At 69.7% G+C, this 14,562-nt stretch carries 17 protein-coding genes; 9 read left to right on the top strand and 8 right to left on the bottom strand.

Going from position 1 to position 14,562, the window contains the following annotated elements:
* Positions 1 to 130 precede the first annotated feature (130 nt).
* The gene (locus FHP06_RS13580; RefSeq protein WP_147687341.1) at positions 131 to 931 is read left to right on the top strand and encodes a phosphatase PAP2 family protein; all 801 of its coding nucleotides are present in this window, start codon (positions 131 to 133) and stop codon (positions 929 to 931) included.
* Here FHP06_RS13580 and FHP06_RS13575 read toward each other — a convergent pair.
* The 5 genes from FHP06_RS13575 to dnaA all read right to left on the bottom strand — a co-directional run bounded on the left by FHP06_RS13575 (position 922) and on the right by dnaA (position 6,469).
* Complete coding sequence (locus FHP06_RS13575; RefSeq protein WP_187271938.1) at positions 922 to 1,428, bottom strand: DUF721 domain-containing protein; 507 nt, start codon at positions 1,426 to 1,428, stop codon at positions 922 to 924. The two genes, FHP06_RS13580 and FHP06_RS13575, sit on opposite strands and share 10 nt — an antisense overlap.
* Positions 1,415 to 2,539: a DNA replication/repair protein RecF gene (gene recF, locus FHP06_RS13570; RefSeq protein ID WP_147687339.1), complete on the bottom strand. Its 1,125-nt coding sequence runs from the start codon at positions 2,537 to 2,539 to the stop codon at positions 1,415 to 1,417. The genes FHP06_RS13575 and recF overlap by 14 nt, the downstream gene beginning before the upstream one ends.
* 3 nt (positions 2,540 to 2,542) lie before the next feature.
* Positions 2,543 to 3,478, bottom strand: coding sequence for a phosphogluconate dehydrogenase (NAD(+)-dependent, decarboxylating) (gene gnd / locus FHP06_RS13565; RefSeq protein WP_147687338.1), 936 nt, complete (start codon positions 3,476 to 3,478; stop codon positions 2,543 to 2,545).
* Between the two features lie 23 nt (positions 3,479 to 3,501).
* Positions 3,502 to 4,644 (bottom strand): DNA polymerase III subunit beta, encoded by a 1,143-nt coding sequence (gene dnaN, locus FHP06_RS13560; RefSeq protein WP_147687337.1) that lies wholly within the window; start codon positions 4,642 to 4,644, stop codon positions 3,502 to 3,504.
* A gap of 352 nt (positions 4,645 to 4,996) precedes the next feature.
* Positions 4,997 to 6,469, bottom strand: coding sequence for a chromosomal replication initiator protein DnaA (gene dnaA, locus FHP06_RS13555; protein WP_147687336.1), 1,473 nt, complete (start codon positions 6,467 to 6,469; stop codon positions 4,997 to 4,999).
* 369 nt (positions 6,470 to 6,838) lie between these two features.
* Between dnaA and rpmH the strand changes: the two genes are divergently transcribed.
* The 8 genes from rpmH to FHP06_RS13515 are packed head-to-tail and all read left to right on the top strand — an operon-like array spanning position 6,839 to position 11,537.
* Positions 6,839 to 6,976: a 50S ribosomal protein L34 gene (gene rpmH / locus FHP06_RS13550; protein WP_147687335.1), complete on the top strand. Its 138-nt coding sequence runs from the start codon at positions 6,839 to 6,841 to the stop codon at positions 6,974 to 6,976.
* Between the two features lie 25 nt (positions 6,977 to 7,001).
* On the top strand, positions 7,002 to 7,364 hold the full coding sequence (rnpA, locus tag FHP06_RS13545) for a ribonuclease P protein component (protein ID WP_222706487.1): 363 nt from the start codon (positions 7,002 to 7,004) through the stop codon (positions 7,362 to 7,364).
* The gene (gene yidD / locus FHP06_RS13540; protein ID WP_147687333.1) at positions 7,361 to 7,636 is read left to right on the top strand and encodes a membrane protein insertion efficiency factor YidD; all 276 of its coding nucleotides are present in this window, start codon (positions 7,361 to 7,363) and stop codon (positions 7,634 to 7,636) included. The genes rnpA and yidD overlap by 4 nt, the downstream gene beginning before the upstream one ends.
* Entirely contained in the window at positions 7,624 to 8,571 is a 948-nt protein-coding gene (yidC, locus tag FHP06_RS13535) for a membrane protein insertase YidC (protein ID WP_147687332.1), read from the top strand. Before yidD ends, yidC begins: the two co-directional genes overlap by 13 nt.
* A complete protein-coding gene (locus tag FHP06_RS13530; protein ID WP_230973519.1) occupies positions 8,568 to 9,035 on the top strand; it encodes a Jag family protein in 468 nt (155 codons plus the stop codon). The genes yidC and FHP06_RS13530 overlap by 4 nt, the downstream gene beginning before the upstream one ends.
* A gap of 9 nt (positions 9,036 to 9,044) precedes the next feature.
* Entirely contained in the window at positions 9,045 to 9,662 is a 618-nt protein-coding gene (gene rsmG, locus FHP06_RS13525) for a 16S rRNA (guanine(527)-N(7))-methyltransferase RsmG (protein ID WP_187271937.1), read from the top strand.
* Between the two features lie 34 nt (positions 9,663 to 9,696).
* Entirely contained in the window at positions 9,697 to 10,656 is a 960-nt protein-coding gene (locus tag FHP06_RS13520) for a ParA family protein (protein WP_147687331.1), read from the top strand.
* Positions 10,653 to 11,537, top strand: a complete 885-nt coding sequence (locus FHP06_RS13515) for a ParB/RepB/Spo0J family partition protein (protein ID WP_147687330.1) — start codon at positions 10,653 to 10,655, stop codon at positions 11,535 to 11,537. Before FHP06_RS13520 ends, FHP06_RS13515 begins: the two co-directional genes overlap by 4 nt.
* Positions 11,538 to 11,582: 45 nt before the next feature.
* Here FHP06_RS13515 and trxA read toward each other — a convergent pair whose 3' ends face one another.
* The 3 genes from trxA to FHP06_RS13500 form a co-directional block, all read right to left on the bottom strand.
* Positions 11,583 to 11,906, bottom strand: coding sequence for a thioredoxin (trxA, locus tag FHP06_RS13510; protein ID WP_187271936.1), 324 nt, complete (start codon positions 11,904 to 11,906; stop codon positions 11,583 to 11,585).
* A 14-nt stretch (positions 11,907 to 11,920) separates the two neighbouring features.
* Entirely contained in the window at positions 11,921 to 12,895 is a 975-nt protein-coding gene (gene trxB, locus FHP06_RS13505; RefSeq protein ID WP_147687329.1) for a thioredoxin-disulfide reductase, read from the bottom strand.
* A gap of 64 nt (positions 12,896 to 12,959) precedes the next feature.
* On the bottom strand, positions 12,960 to 14,531 hold the full coding sequence (locus FHP06_RS13500; protein WP_187271935.1) for a protein kinase family protein: 1,572 nt from the start codon (positions 14,529 to 14,531) through the stop codon (positions 12,960 to 12,962).
* Positions 14,532 to 14,562 lie beyond the last annotated feature (31 nt).

The raw sequence follows: 14,562 nt of genomic DNA, 5'->3' as shown, positions 1-14,562 counted from the left end.
GCCTCAAAAGCGCCGCTGAGACGCCTCCGCAGGGGCCCGCCTCATGCCCTGTACGTCTGACGGCTCTCAAAACGGCTCAGAACGGCGTCCCGGTCGGCGGCCGGTTGAGGCCGTCCGTCATCGTAGTGTCATGACCTCGACGGCCGTCCGACGTGAGGCCGCCGTGCGGTCGCTGCCCGTCGCCGTCCTCGCCGCCGTCAGCCTCGCCGTCCTCGCGCAGGTCGCCCTGCACACCGCCGCGGGTCAGCGCATCGACGACCGCGCGCTGCGCACCGTCGTCGCCGGACGCGACACCGAGCTCGCCGTCCTGAGCCTGCTCGGCCACGTCTCCGCCACCGCTGTGCTGACCGTCGCGATCGTGACCGTCGGCATCGCGCTGCTGCGCGGCCGCGCCCGGCTCGGCGTCGCGGCACTCGTCGTCCTGCTCGGTTCCAACATCACCACGCAGGTCCTGAAGCACGGGATCCTCGACCGCACCGCGTTCGACGTCGTCGCGCCCAACAGCCTGCCGAGCGGTCACACCACCGGCGTCGCCGGCGCAGTGTGCGCCCTGATCATCGTCGCGCCGCGGTCGTGGCGTCAGCCCGTCGCGCTGCTCGGCGCCTTCGCCGTGACCACCACCGGCACGTCCACCGTCGTGGCCGGGTGGCACCGCCCGGCCGACGTCCTCGCCGCGCTGGCCGTCGCGCTGCTCTGGTCCGCCGGCGCCGGCATGGTGCTCGGCAGCACGCACGACGTGACCGAGCTGCCCAGCACCGGCTTGTCGGCACTCGTCGGTGCGGCCGGTGGCCTGCTCCTGCTCGTCGGCATCGGCGTCCGCCCGTCGTACGGCTGGGTCGGGTTCGTCGACGCCGCCGGCGTCCTGGGCGTGCTCGCGCTGGCCACTGCCCTCATTGTGACCCTGGCCGACCACGTCTCGGCTCAGCCGTAGGTGTCGCGGGGGCCGCGAGCGTTGCGAAGCGTCCGCTTGCCCTTCGTCCACGACGGGGCCTGAGGGCCGCGGACGTCGATGCGGAGCACGGAGCCGTGGCCGAGCTCCTCGTTTAGCTTTCTGACCAGGGTCGCCGCGAGGAACTGCAGCTCGCGGGCCCAGGCCGTGGAGTCGGCCTTGATCTCGACGATCCCGTCGGCGTAGCCCACGACCTCGCTGTGCTCGGCCACCTCGGGGCCGACGATGCCGGCCCAGTCCGTGTAGATGCGCTGGGTGGAGAGACGCTCGTCCCAGCCGCGCTCCTTGAGCATGTCGCCCATGACGTCGGCGAGGGGGACAGGGTCGTCGCGCTGGCCACGGCGGGGTGACGGTCGCGCACGGCGGCGGCGCTTGCGCGGGTCGGCCGGCGGACCACCGCGGTACGAGTCCGCGATGTCCCGCGCGAGGCCGAGGCTGTCCGGCTGCTCGTCGGGGGTCGGGTCGTCAGGCTCGGTCATGCAGGACCTGCCCATCGTGCACCCGGAAGCGACGACCGAGCAGGGCCTTCGGCACGTCGTCGGCGACCGCGGCCGTGACGAGCACCTGCTCCGCGTCAGCCACCAGGGTGGCGAGCTGCTCGCGACGTCCCTGGTCGAGCTCGGCGAAGACGTCGTCGAGGATCAGCACCGGGTCGTCGTCGTCCTCGCGCAGCAGCGCGAACGACGCGAGCTTCAGTGCGAGCGCCAGCGACCACGACTCGCCGTGGCTCGCGTACCCCTTGGCCGGCAGCGTGCCGATCTCGAGCAACGCCTCGTCGCGGTGCGGACCGACGAGGCTGACTCCGCGCTCGAGCTCGTCGCGACGGCGATCGGCGATGCCGGCGAGCAGCGCATCGCGCACCGCCTCGGTGCTGGTGCCGTCGAGCTGCACCGACGGGACGTAGGAGGCGCGGACGTCGCGACGGTCGGGCGCGGCCTCGGCCGCGACCTCGAGGTAGGCCTTGCCGAGGTGTGGCCCGAGGTCCTCGAGGAGCTGCAGCCGCTGCGCGACGAGCTCTCCGCCGAGAGTGGCGAGCTTGTCGTCCCAGATGTCCAATGTCGACATGTCTACATCACGTCGTGTGCGGGCCGACTTGAGCAGCGTGTTGCGCTGCCGCAGCACGCGGTCGTAGTCGGACCGGACGCCGGCGAGCCGCGGGGTGCGCATCGTCAGCAGGGTGTCGAGGAACCGGCGGCGGTCGGACGGGTCGCCCTTCACCAGCGCAAGATCGTCCGGCGAGAACATCACCGTGCGGAGCACGCCGACGATGTCGCGGGTCCGGCTCAGGGGCGACTTGTTGATGCGGGCGCGGTTGGCCCGGCCGGGCGTGATCTCCACCTCGAGGAGCGCGGTCCGGTCGATGCGTCGCACCTCGAGCCGCACCACCGCCTGATCCGCGCCGGCGCGCACGAGGGGAGCGTCGCTGGAGACGCGGTGCGAGTCGAGTCGCGAGACGTAGTCGACCGCCTCGACGAGGTTGGTCTTGCCCTGACCGTTGGCGCCGATGAACGCGGTGGGCCCGGGCTCCAGCTCCAGCTCGACCTGCGGGTACGACCGGAAGTCGTGCAGCCACAGCCGGACGACGTGCATGGGTCAGGCCGACGGGTTCGTGGGCTCGTCGGGGTCAGGAGCGGCGGGGTCGACGCCGGTCTCCTTCGCGGCCTGGACGGCGTGGCCACCGAACTGCTGCCGCATCGCCGCGACGGCCTGCATCGCCGGCGACTCCTCCTGCCGCGACGTGAACCGGGCGAACAGCGAGGCCGCGATGGTGTGCATGGGGACCGCGTTGTCGATGGCCGCCTCCACCGTCCACCGACCCTCTCCGGAGTCCTCGGCGTAGCCGCGGATCTTGGACAGGCCGGGGTCGTCCTGCAGCGCCTTGACCAGCAGGTCCAGCAGCCAGGACCGCACCACGGTGCCCGTGCGCCAGGAGTTGAACACCTCGGTGACGTCGTCGACCATGTCGACCTTCTCGAGCAGCTCGAAGCCCTCGGCGTAAGCCTGCATCATGGCGTACTCGATGCCGTTGTGGACCATCTTCGAGAAGTGCCCCGCACCCACGCGGCCGGCGTGCACGAAGCCGGACTCCTCGTCGGGACGCAGGGCGTCGAACGCCGGCTGCACCTTGGCGATGTCGTCGGCGTCGCCGCCCGCCATCAGCGCGTACCCGTTGTCGAGACCCCAGACGCCACCGCTCACGCCGCAGTCGACGTAGCCGATGTTCTTCTCGGCGGCGATGGCGGCGTGCTTCTCGTCGTCGGTCCAGCGCGAGTTGCCACCGTCGACGATGACGTCGCCCTCGCCGAGCAGCTCGACGAGCTCGGTGACCGTGGCGCGGGTGGGCTCACCGGCCGGCACCATCACCCACACGACCTTGGGCTCCGGGAGCTGCTGGACCATCTCCTCCAGGGAGCCGACGTCGGAGACGTCGGGGTTGCGGTCGTAGCCGACGACCGTCAGACCAGCGTTGCGCATGCGGGTGCGCATGTTGCCGCCCATCTTGCCCAGACCGACGAGGCCGATGTGCATGGCAGTCCCTCCCGTGATTGACGTCAGTTCTGCAGGCGCACCGGCATGATCAGGTACCGGAACGCGGCGTCCGGCTCTGCTCCGACCTCCGGGACACCGGAGATGGCGGCCGGCTTGGTGTGCTGGGTGAACGACAGGTGGACGACCGGGTCGCTCATGACGCTCAGGCCCTCCAGCAGGTAGTTCGGGTTGAAGCCGATCGAGATGTCGGCGCCGTTGATGGTGGCCTCGATGGACTCCGACGCCTGGGCGTCGTCGCCGCTGCCGGCCTCGAGGAGCACGTGGCCGTCGGAGAACGTCAGGCGGACCGGGGTGTTGCGCTCGGCCACGAGCGAGACGCGCTTGACCGCGTCGACCAGCTCGGGCGTGGAGACGTACGCGACGGTCTCGGCCTGCGCCTGGAACAGCTGGCGGACCCGCGGGAAGTCGCCCTCGAGCAGGCGGGTGGTGGTGCGGCGCGAGCCGTTGCCGACGGTGCCCTCGAAGCCGATGAGCCCGTCGCCGGACTCACCGGCGGAGACGGCGATGGTGATGTCGCCGCCGGCGACCAGGGACCGTGCGGTCTCGCCGAGCACGCGGGCCGGGACGAGGACCTGCGCGGACAGGCTGCTGTCCTCGGGGTACCAGGAGAGATCGCGGAGGCTGGCGCGGAAGCGGTCGGTGGCCATCAGGGAGATGGCGGAGCCCTCGAGCTCGAGGCGCACGCCGGTGAGGAGCGGCAGCATCTCGTCGCGGCCGGCCGCGGCGCTCGCCTGCGCGACGGCGGTGGCGAACTCGTCCGCCTTCACCGTGCCGGTGGCCGTGGGCATCTCCGGCAGCTGCGGGTACTCCTCGACGGGCATCGTCTGCAGGCTGAACCGCGAGCTGCCGCAGGTGACCTGGACCTTCGTGCCGTCGAGCGCGACGTCGACCGGCTTGTTCGGCAGCGCCTTGACGATCTCCGACAGCAGGCGGCCGGAGACCAGGACCTTGCCGTCGTCGGCGACCTCGGCCGGCAGCGTGGCACGGGTGGAGGTGTCGTAGTCGAAGCCGGAGAGCGTGAGGCCGTCGGAGGACGTCTCGATCATGAGGCCGGCGAGGACGGGGACGCTCGGCCGGTTCGGCAGGCTGCGTGCCGTCCAGGCGACGGCGTCGGCGAACGTGTCGCGATCGATGCGGAACTTCACGGACGGGGACCTTTCGAAAGGACGGATGCCGACGGGATGAATCCTGCCACGCGAGGGGAGATCCACACACAGGCCCCGAGGTGACCTTGACGAACCTTCGTGATGCATAGATGGATCGTCGTTGTCGTAGGTGGTGTGGAAACCGTGGACAAGCGGTGTTCGTGCTGGTGGGACGCCATGACGGCCCGTGGACGAGCTGTGGTTCCACCCGTGGGCGAGCTGTCGTTCCCTGTGGATGTCCATCGGGCGTACACATCGCGTTCACACGGACGTCGCGGCTTTCCACGGCGTGCGGGGACTTTCCCACATGCTCGTCCCCAGGTGTGAATCACGGGTTGAGGGTTCGCCACGGCTAGGACTGCCGGGCCTGCTGCTTGATGCGGTTCGTCAGCTCCGTGACCTGGTTGAACACCGCGTGCTTCTCGGCCATGAGCTTGCGGATCTTCCGCTCGGCGTGCATGACGGTGGTGTGGTCGCGGCCGCCGAACTCCTGGCCGATCTTCGGCAGCGACATCTCGGTGAGCTCGCGGCACAGGTACATCGCGATCTGGCGGGCGAGCACGAGGTTGCGGCTGCGGTTCGTGCCGCAGAGCTCGTCGATGGAGAACTCCGAGTAGGCCGCGGTCTGCGCCATGATCATGCCGACCGTGATGTCGGGCTCGACGCCCTCGGCGACCAGGTCCTTCAGCACGATCTGGGCCAGCTGGAGGTCGACGGTGGTGCCCTGCAGGTTCGCGAACGCGGTGGCACGGATCAGCGCGCCTTCGAGCTCACGGATGTTGGTCTGCACCTTGCTGGCGATGAACTCGAGCACGTCGGCCGGCGCGGTGAGCTTCTCGTTGGCGGCCTTCTTGCGGAGGATCGCGATGCGGGTCTCGAGGTCCGGCGGCAGTGTCTCGGTGAGCAGGCCCCACTCGAACCGGTTGCGCAGGCGCTCCTCCAGGGTGCGGAGGGCCTTCGGCGGCCGGTCCGACGTCATCACGATCTGCTTGTTCTCGTTGTGCAGCGCGTTGAACGTGTGGAAGAACTCCGCCTGCGTCGACTCCTTGTTCTCCAGGAACTGGATGTCGTCGACAAGCAGGACGTCGACCTCGCGGTACTTGCGCTTGAGCTCCGCGGTCTTGCGCTCCTGGATCGCGTGGATGACGTCGTTGGTGAACTCCTCGGTGTTGACGTACCGCACGCGCGAGGAGGGGTAGAGGTTCAGGACGTAATGGCCGATGGCGTGCAGCAGGTGGGTCTTGCCGAGCCCGGACTCGCCGTGGATGACGAGCGGGTTGTACGCCTTGCCGGGCGCCTCGGCGACGGCCACCGCGGCGGCGTGGGCGAAGCGGTTGGACGAGCCGATGACGAAGTTCTCGAAGAGGTACTTGGGGTTGATCCGCGCCTCGGCGATCGATCCGTTGCGGGGCGGCGAGGGGGTCTGGCGCTGGGCCCAGCTGGGGACGAACCCGTCATCCTCGTCGTCGAGGTCCTCGTCCAGCGACTCCATCTCACTGTCGATCTGTCCATTTGTCGACAAGTCGTCTTGTGGTTGAACGGCCAGATCAGGGACGTCGGAGAGGGTGGGCTCGATCGTGACGACGAGCCGGATCTCCTCGTCGAGCCGGGCCGACAGGGCGTGCTCCAGAGCCGGCCGGACGCGCGACTCGAGCTGGGCTCGGGTGAGGTCGTCCTGGACCGCGACGATGAGGATGCCGCCGTGAAGGCTGAGGGGGGTGGCGGAGTAGACCCACACCTTGGCGCCGGGGGAGAGCGTGTCGACCGCTTGGCTCCAGATGCCGTGCAGATCGATGTCTGTGCCCGGCTCCGACGCCTCAGCCATTCGTGGTACCTCCAGTTGCTCCACATGGTTTTCCACACAATGTGCATCGGCACCGGGGGGGAGTAACCCACTGTGGAAAAGTCGCGATACCGCGGCGACGCTAGCAGCGTGCCAGACCCAGTTCAAGCGGATTTCCCCACCCGGGGAACATCGCTCGGCGTGTCGGATGGACGGGTGGTCCTCGATGGCATATAGAGGTCGGTTTGACCCTTGTTGACCGGCCCCCGTACCGTGGTCTGGTCGTGCAAGATCCGACACCTGCCGCGTGCTCACAGCGGTCAGATTCTGTGAGCGAGCGGTGGCCGTCGACCCGGCCGCACCTTGACCGATCCGGTCACCTGTCACCGCCCGATTCGTGAGGAACCAGTCGTGAGCAAGCGCACCTACCAGCCGAACAACCGTCGTCGTGCCCGCAAGCACGGCTTCCGTCTGCGCATGCGGACCCGCGCCGGCCGGGCGATCCTGTCGTCGCGCCGCCGCAAGGGCCGCGCCAAGCTGTCCGCCTGAGCCGTTGCTCGAAGCGGTCCATCGCATGCGCAGCAGCGAGGACTTCCGCGCCACCGTCCGAGGCGGTGTGAAGGTCGCCCAGCCGACCCTGGTCACCCATGTCCTGCCCCCGTCGGCTGACCACGCGCCGGCGTCCACGTCGGTCGGGTTCGTGGTGAGCAAGGCCGTCGGGTCGGCCGTGGACCGGAACCGGGTCAAGCGCCGGCTCCGGCACCTGATGCGGGACCGCCTCGACCGCGTCCCCGCGGGCTCGCGTGTCGTCGTCCGTGCCCTGCCGTCGGCGGCCGCGGCCGCGTCGTCCACCCTGGGCGAGCAGCTCGACTCGGCGCTGTGGAAGGCTGGCGGGGGTGCCGGGCCCCGGGCGGCTGATGTGCGGGGTGCCCGGTGAAGCACCTGCTCATCTGGGCTCTGCGCGCGTATCGCTTCGCGATCAGCCCGCTGTACGGCCAGGTCTGCCGGTACCACCCGACGTGCTCGGCGTACGCCCTCGAGGCCGTCGAGACGCACGGTGCACTGCGCGGCACCTGGCTCGCCGCGCGTCGTGTGGCTCGCTGCCACCCCTGGGCCGCCGGTGGTCTTGACCCGGTGCCTCCTCGTTCCGCTCGTTCCCGTCGGTCGTCAGCGGCCGTCACCACCACAGGAGAAACATGGGCTTCCTAGGCGACATCGGATCGGCGATCATGACGCCGCTCTACTACGCCGTCTCCGGCGTGCTGCTCGCGTGGCACAAGCTGTTCTCGACGTTCCTGTCGGAGGACAGTGGCTGGACCTGGGCTCTGGCCATCGTCGGCCTGACCGTCACCATTCGTGCGCTGCTGATCCCGCTGTTCGTGAAGCAGATCAAGTCGAGCCGCAACATGCAGCTGCTGCAGCCGCAGATCAAGGAGCTGCAGAAGAAGTACGGCCACGATCGTGAGCGGCTGACGCAGGAGCAGATGAAGCTGTGGAAGGAGACGGGCACCAACCCGTTCGCCTCCTGCTTGCCGCTCCTCCTGCAGATGCCGATCTTCTTCGCGTTGTTCCGCGTGATCGACCAGGCCGCCAAGAACGGTGCCGAAGGTGCTCGCGGGTTCCTGTCCGGTGGCGACGCGGAGTCGTTGTCGCAGGCCAAGCTGCTCGGCGCCAAGATCGCCGACACCTTCGTCAACACCGATCTCACCCAGACGCGCGTCCTGACGATGGCGCTCGTGGTGGCGATGTGCATCACCCAGTTCACGACCCAGCGTCAGCTGATGAGCAAGAACATGCCGCCGGACGCGATGAGCGGTCCGTACGCCCAGCAGCAGAAGATGCTCCTCTACGTCCTGCCGATCGTCTTCGCCGTGGGCGGTGTCGCGTTTCCGCTCGGCGTCCTCTTCTACTGGACCACGTCGAACCTGTGGACGATGGGTCAGCAGTTCTACGTCATCCGGAACAACCCGGCGCCGGGCACGCCGGCGTTCAAGGCCAAGCAGGAGCGTGACAAGAAGCATGGCAAGGCGGTGACGGCCGATCCGCTCAAGGAGCTGGAGGAGCCGCACCCGAAGCCGCCGGTGCGTCAGCAGCCGAAGAACCAGTCACGCAACCAGCGCAAGAAGAAGGGCAACCGCTCGTGACCGATTCCACCAAGCTCGAGGCCGAGGGCGACATCGCCGCGGACTTCCTGGAGGAGCTCCTCGACATCGCCGACCTGGACGGTGACATCGACATGGACGTCGACGGCGACCGTGCCGCGGTGTCCATCATCGGTGGCGACCTGAAGCACCTGGTCGGCCGTGACGGCGAGGTGCTGGAGGCTCTGCAGGAGCTCACCCGCCTGGCGGTCTACCGCGAGACCGGCGAGCGCAGCCGGCTGATGCTCGACGTCGATGGCTTCCGGGCCGCGCGCCGCCTCGAGCTGGAGGCCGTCGCCGCTGGGGCGATCGAGAAGGTCAAGGCCGAAGGTCAGCCGGTCGCGCTGGACCCGATGTCGCCGTTCGAGCGCAAGGTCGTCCACGACGTCGTGGCGGAGGCTGGACTCACCAGTGAGTCCGAGGGCGCCGATCGTCAGCGCCACGTGGTGGTCCATCCCGCTTCGTAGGCTTCGCCCATGTCTGTTTCACGTGAAACACCCCCGTCGTCCGCGGCGGGGGTGTTTGCTGATCGGCTCGAGCTGGCAGAGCGATATGTCGACATGTTGGCGACGGCGGGAGTCGAGCGCGGACTGATCGGCCCCCGCGAGGTCCCTCGGCTGTGGTCCCGTCACGTCCTGAACTGCGCAGTGGTCGTGCCGCGGATCCCCGAGAGCGCCACCGTGGCCGATGTCGGGTCCGGAGCGGGACTGCCAGGGCTCGTCTGGGCGATCGCGCGGCCCGACCTTCAGGTCACCCTGATCGAACCGCTGTTGCGCCGGACCACCTTTCTCGAGGAGGCCGTGACGGACCTCGGGCTCGACTCGGTGACCGTGCTCCGGGCGCGGGCCGAGGAGGTCGACGAGACCTTCGACGTCGTGACGGCACGGGCCGTCGCGTCGCTGGAGAAGCTCGGCTCGTGGTGCCTGCCGCTGGTGCGTCCCGGCGGAGTGCTGCTGGCCCTGAAGGGGCAGAAGGCATCGGAGGAGGTCAGAGCATCCAGAGGGGCTCTACAGAAGCAGGGTGCTACCGATATCGTGGTGACCTCGTACGGGGATCTGGACGTGCCGACGACGGTCGTGGAGGTATCGCGGTGACTAGGTGGGATGTTCCACGTGAAACAGGCCGGCCGTGACCGCGACCCCCGCGCAGTCCGCCGGAGCCATCAGCGAGGAACGTTCCCCGGAGCTCAGTGACGACTCGACGCCGTTGGCCAGCGAGGCCCAGGAGCACGTCGAGCTGGCCCGCCGGGTGGAGGCCACCCGAGAGCTGGAGCGGCCCGCGGACACCCGGATCTTCGTCGTGGCCAACCAGAAGGGCGGCGTCGGCAAGACGACCACCGCGGTGAACATCGCGGCCGCGCTCGCCCTCAAGGGACTGCGCGTGCTGGTGATCGACCTCGATCCCCAAGGCAACGCGTCGACCGCCCTGAACATCGACCACACCGAGGGCACCCCCGGTGTCTACGAAGCCCTCGTCGACGGCACCGACCTGGACGAGCTGATCCGGCCGTGCCCGGACATCCCCGGGCTCACGGTGCTGCCGGCGACCATCGACCTCGCCGGTGCCGAGATCGAGCTGGTGTCGCTCGTCGCCCGCGAGACGCGTCTGGACAAGGCGCTCCAGGCGTACCTCGCCGAGTGCAAGGACGCAGGGGACCGGATCGACTACGTGCTGATCGACTGCCCGCCGTCGCTCGGCCTGCTGACGGTCAACGCTCTGGTGGCCGGCCGTGAGGTGCTCATCCCGATCCAGTGCGAGTACTACGCGCTCGAGGGTCTCGGCCAGCTGGTGCGCAACATCGACCTGGTGCACCGCCACCTGAACCCGAACCTGGCGATCACGACGATCCTGCTGACGATGCACGACGCCCGTACGCGACTGTCGTCCGGGGTGGCGGACGAGGTGCGGAACCACTTCGGCGACAAGGTGCTCCGCACCGCGATTCCGCGTTCCGTGCGCATCTCCGAGGCCCCCAGCTACCAGCAGACCGTGCTCACGTACGATCGCACCTCGTCGGGCGCGCTGTCGTACCTCGAAGCGGCCCGAGAGATCTCCGAAGCGGCACGAAAGGCCAGGTCAGCGGGATGAGCACACGACGAGGACTCGGGCGCGGGCTGGAGGCACTGATCCCGTCGTCGCCCGCCGAGGCGGAGGAGTCCGGCCTGCAGGAGGTCGCCGGCGCACGGTTCGCCGAGGTCCCGCTCGACCAGATCGTGCCCAACCCGCGTCAGCCGCGGCAGGTGTTCGACGAGGCCGACATGGCCGAGCTGGTGCACTCGATCCGCGAGGTCGGGCTGCTGCAGCCCGTCGTCGTGCGGAGCACCGGCAAGGACGAGTACGAGCTCATCATGGGGGAGCGCCGCTGGCGCGCCAGCCGCGAGGCGGGGCTCGACACGATCGGCGCCATCGTCCGCGACACGTCCGACGAGGACCTGCTCCGCGACGCGCTCCTGGAGAACCTGCACCGGTCCCAGCTGAACCCGCTCGAGGAGGCGGCGGCGTACCAGCAGCTGCTCGACGACTTCGGCTGCACGCACGAGGAGCTGGCCGACCGGATCGGCCGATCGCGCCCGCAGATCAGCAACACCCTCCGGCTGCTGAAGCTCTCGCCCGCGGTCCAGCGCCGCGTCGCCGCCGGCGTCCTCTCGGCCGGCCACGCCCGCGCGCTCGTGTCGGTGTCGAACGCCGAGATCCAGGACCGGCTGGCCCAGCGCGTCGTCGCCGAGGGGCTCTCGGTCCGGGCCCTCGAGGAGATCGTGACCGTCGGCCCCGAGGGCTCCCGCCGGCCGGCTCGACGGCCCGGCGGCCGGGCTCACTCGCCCCGGCTGGCCGACCTGGCTGCGCGGCTGTCGGATCGGTTCGACACGCGCGTGAAGGTCGAGCTCGGCCGGAGCAAGGGCAAGGTCATCGTCGAGTTCGCGACCGTCGAGGACCTGGAGCGGATCGTCAAGATGATGGATCCACAGTAGTCACTTTGTCGACAAAGCGACTAATCAACAAGTAGTCGGATCGACTCAGGCGAACTCGGAGAGCTCGTTGAGGATCGCGCTCTTCGGGCGCACGCCCACGATGGAACGGACGAGCTCGCCGTTGTTGTAGAGGTTCATCGTCGGCAGGCCGACGACGCGGAACTGCGCCGGGGTGACCGGGTTCGCGTCGGCGTCCATCTTCACGATGGTGAGCTTGCCGTCCTTCTCCTGAGCGATCTCCTCGAGGATCGGGTTCAGCTGGCGGCACGGACCGCACCACGCTGCCCAGAAGTCGACGAGCACAGGACCGTCGGCCTTGAGGACCTTCTCCTCGAAGTCGGCGTCGGTGACGGCGGTGATCTCAGCCATGCGAATCTCTCCTGTTACTCGGTCAGTGCTTCGGCGGGTGCGGGCTGGCCGGCATGCTCGATGTCGGCGAGGAAGCGCTCGGCGTCCAGGGACGCGGCGCATCCGGTGCCGGCCGCGGTGACGGCCTGGCGGTAGGTGTGGTCGACGAGGTCGCCGGCGGCGAACACGCCCGGGAGGTTGGTGGCGGTGGAGCCGGGCTGCACGAGGACGTAGCCCTCGTCGTCCAGCTGGACCTGACCCTTCAGCAGCTCCGAGCGCGGGTCGTGGCCGATCGCGATGAACAGGCCGGTGGCGTCGATGCGCCGAGTCTCGCCGGTGACGGTGTCGCGCAGCGTGATGCCCTCGAGGCGGTCGTCCCCGTGCAGCTCCGCGACCTCGGAGTTCCACGCGAACTCGATCTTCTCGTTGGCGAACGCGCGGTCCTGCATGATCTTGGAGGCCCGCAGCTCGTCGCGGCGGTGCACCAGGGTGACCTTGGAGGCGAACCGGGTGAGGAACGTGGCCTCCTCGACGGCGGAGTCGCCGCCGCCGACCACGACGATGTTCTGCTCGCGGAAGAAGAAGCCGTCACAGGTGGCACACCAGCTGACGCCGTGACCGGAGAGCCGGTCCTCGCCCTCGATCTCGAGCTTGCGGTAGCCGGAGCCCATGGCGAGCACCACCGCGCGGGCGCGGTACGTGGTGCCGTCGGCGAGCGACACGGTCTTGATGTCGCCCTCCAGCTGGACGGCGGTGACGTCGTCGGCGATGAGCTCGGCGCCGAAGCGCTCGGCCTGGGCGCGGAGCTTGTCCATCAGCTCGGGGCCCATGATGCCGTCGGGGAAGCCCGGGAAGTTCTCGACGTCGGTGGTGTTCATCAGCGCGCCGCCGGCGGTGACGGACCCCTCGAAGACGAGCGGCTCGAGGTTGGCGCGAGCTGCGTAGACGGCAGCGGTGTACCCGGAGGGGCCGGAGCCGATGATGATGAGGTTGCGGACGTCGTCGCTCATGAGTGCTCTCTGACGAAGAATCGGTGCTGATGGCTGCAACGCAGTCTAGGTCGTCAGAATTCCCTCACGAGGCACCCTCGACGGTGACCTCGCGGATCTCTCCACGGAACTCCCCGTCGCCGATCTCGGGCAGGCGGGTCAGCCAGATCACGACGTACCGAGTCAGGACCCCGGAGCGCACCTGGATGCTGGCATCCTGGCCCGCGCGGTCGAGCATCGCGACCTTCCGGAGCCCCTTCAGGCTGCGTGGCGGATCGGCACCGGCGGTGGACGCGTAGACCGAGATGTCGGTGGGCCGGCCGGCCAGCCGGACCCGCACGGCCGAGAGCTCACGCGGACCGCCGAGGTCGAGGACCACGCCCACGCCGTCCTTGATGCCGCCGAGCCTGGCCTGGCCGAAGTAGGTGGCGGTGCGCCAGCCGGTGCTCAGGCGGCCGTCGATGACCCGCTTGACCGTGCTGCGGTTCTCCTCCTTGTCGTCGCCCTGCGGGTCGAGGTCGCGCACGCCCTGGATCGGCAGGGCGCGGACGTCGGAGGAGGTGCCGTCCGGGCCCGAGTCGTCGTCGCCACCGGTGTTTCGGCCGGCGAGGAACGCCAGGATCGAGACGATGACGATCGCGACGAGGATGCCGGCGAGCACCAGGCCGCGGTCGCCCTTCGTGGTGGCGAGCGCCCGCGCCTTGCCGCGCTCGAAGGGAGTGGGTGGCGCCGGCTCGTAGGCCTTCGGCCGCCGACGTGGCGGCTCGAGCCCGGGAGGCGGACCCTGCGGCTGGACGACAGGGTCGAGCCGCAGGAGGTCGGGTGACGAGGCGCGGGTCAGGGTCGTGGGACCGTCGCGGCGGACGTCGTCGTCGCCGGCGAGGTGCAGCGCCTGCGCGATGTCGGCGGCGGTGGTGAGCGGCGGACGGTGGTGGGCAGGCGGGGTGCCGAGGATGCGGTCGCAGATCGTGTCGAGCTCGCGGGAGACGCCGGCCTTGACCTGGCGCGGCCGCAGGAGGCGGCCGTGCTCGGTGGGGGCGGCGCGGAGCTGGTCGATGTGGGCGCCGGGCCACCGGCTGGTGACGCAGGCGTAGAGCAGCTTGCCGAGCGCCTGGACGTCGAGTCGCTCGTACTCGTGGATGTCGTCGAGCGTGTCGTGGTGGCCCGCCGGCGCCAGGGCCGAGGCGACTCCGAGCCCGACGACACGCACGGCGCCGGACTGCTTGAGCAGGACGTGGTGCGGCGTGAGGCGGCGGTGGTGGACGCCACGCTCATGTGCCTCCGCGATCGCCTCGGCCACCTCGGCGACGACGCGCGCGGCCCGCTGGCTCGGCAGCGGCGACTCGGCGAGGACCTGGTCGAGCGGGAACGCCTTGGCCCACTCCCGGACGACGAGGTGCTGTCCGTGGTCGTCCTCGATGAGGTCGAGCACGCGCAGGAACCGCGGGTCCGTGACCGACGTGGACAGGCGTGCCGCGTCGAGGAACTGGTGGGCGCGCGGGTCGGTGCTGGGGAGCATCTCGATGCCGACGTTCCGGTTCAGGACCCGGTCGTTGGCCCGCCAGGTCGTGGAACCGAGCCGCTCGGTCACGAGGTCCTGGAGCTCGTAGCGCTCGGCGAGCACGTCGCCTGAGGCCAACGCGCGCCTGTCGCTCATCGCCACCCCTTCTGTGACCGTCTCCATGCTA

This window comes from Aeromicrobium terrae (genome assembly GCF_008039565.1).
In the GTDB taxonomy this organism is placed as follows: Bacteria; Actinomycetota; Actinomycetes; order Propionibacteriales; family Nocardioidaceae; genus Aeromicrobium; species Aeromicrobium terrae.
Note: the sequence above shows the minus strand (reverse complement) of the source record. Positions and strands in the feature narration are given on the sequence as shown.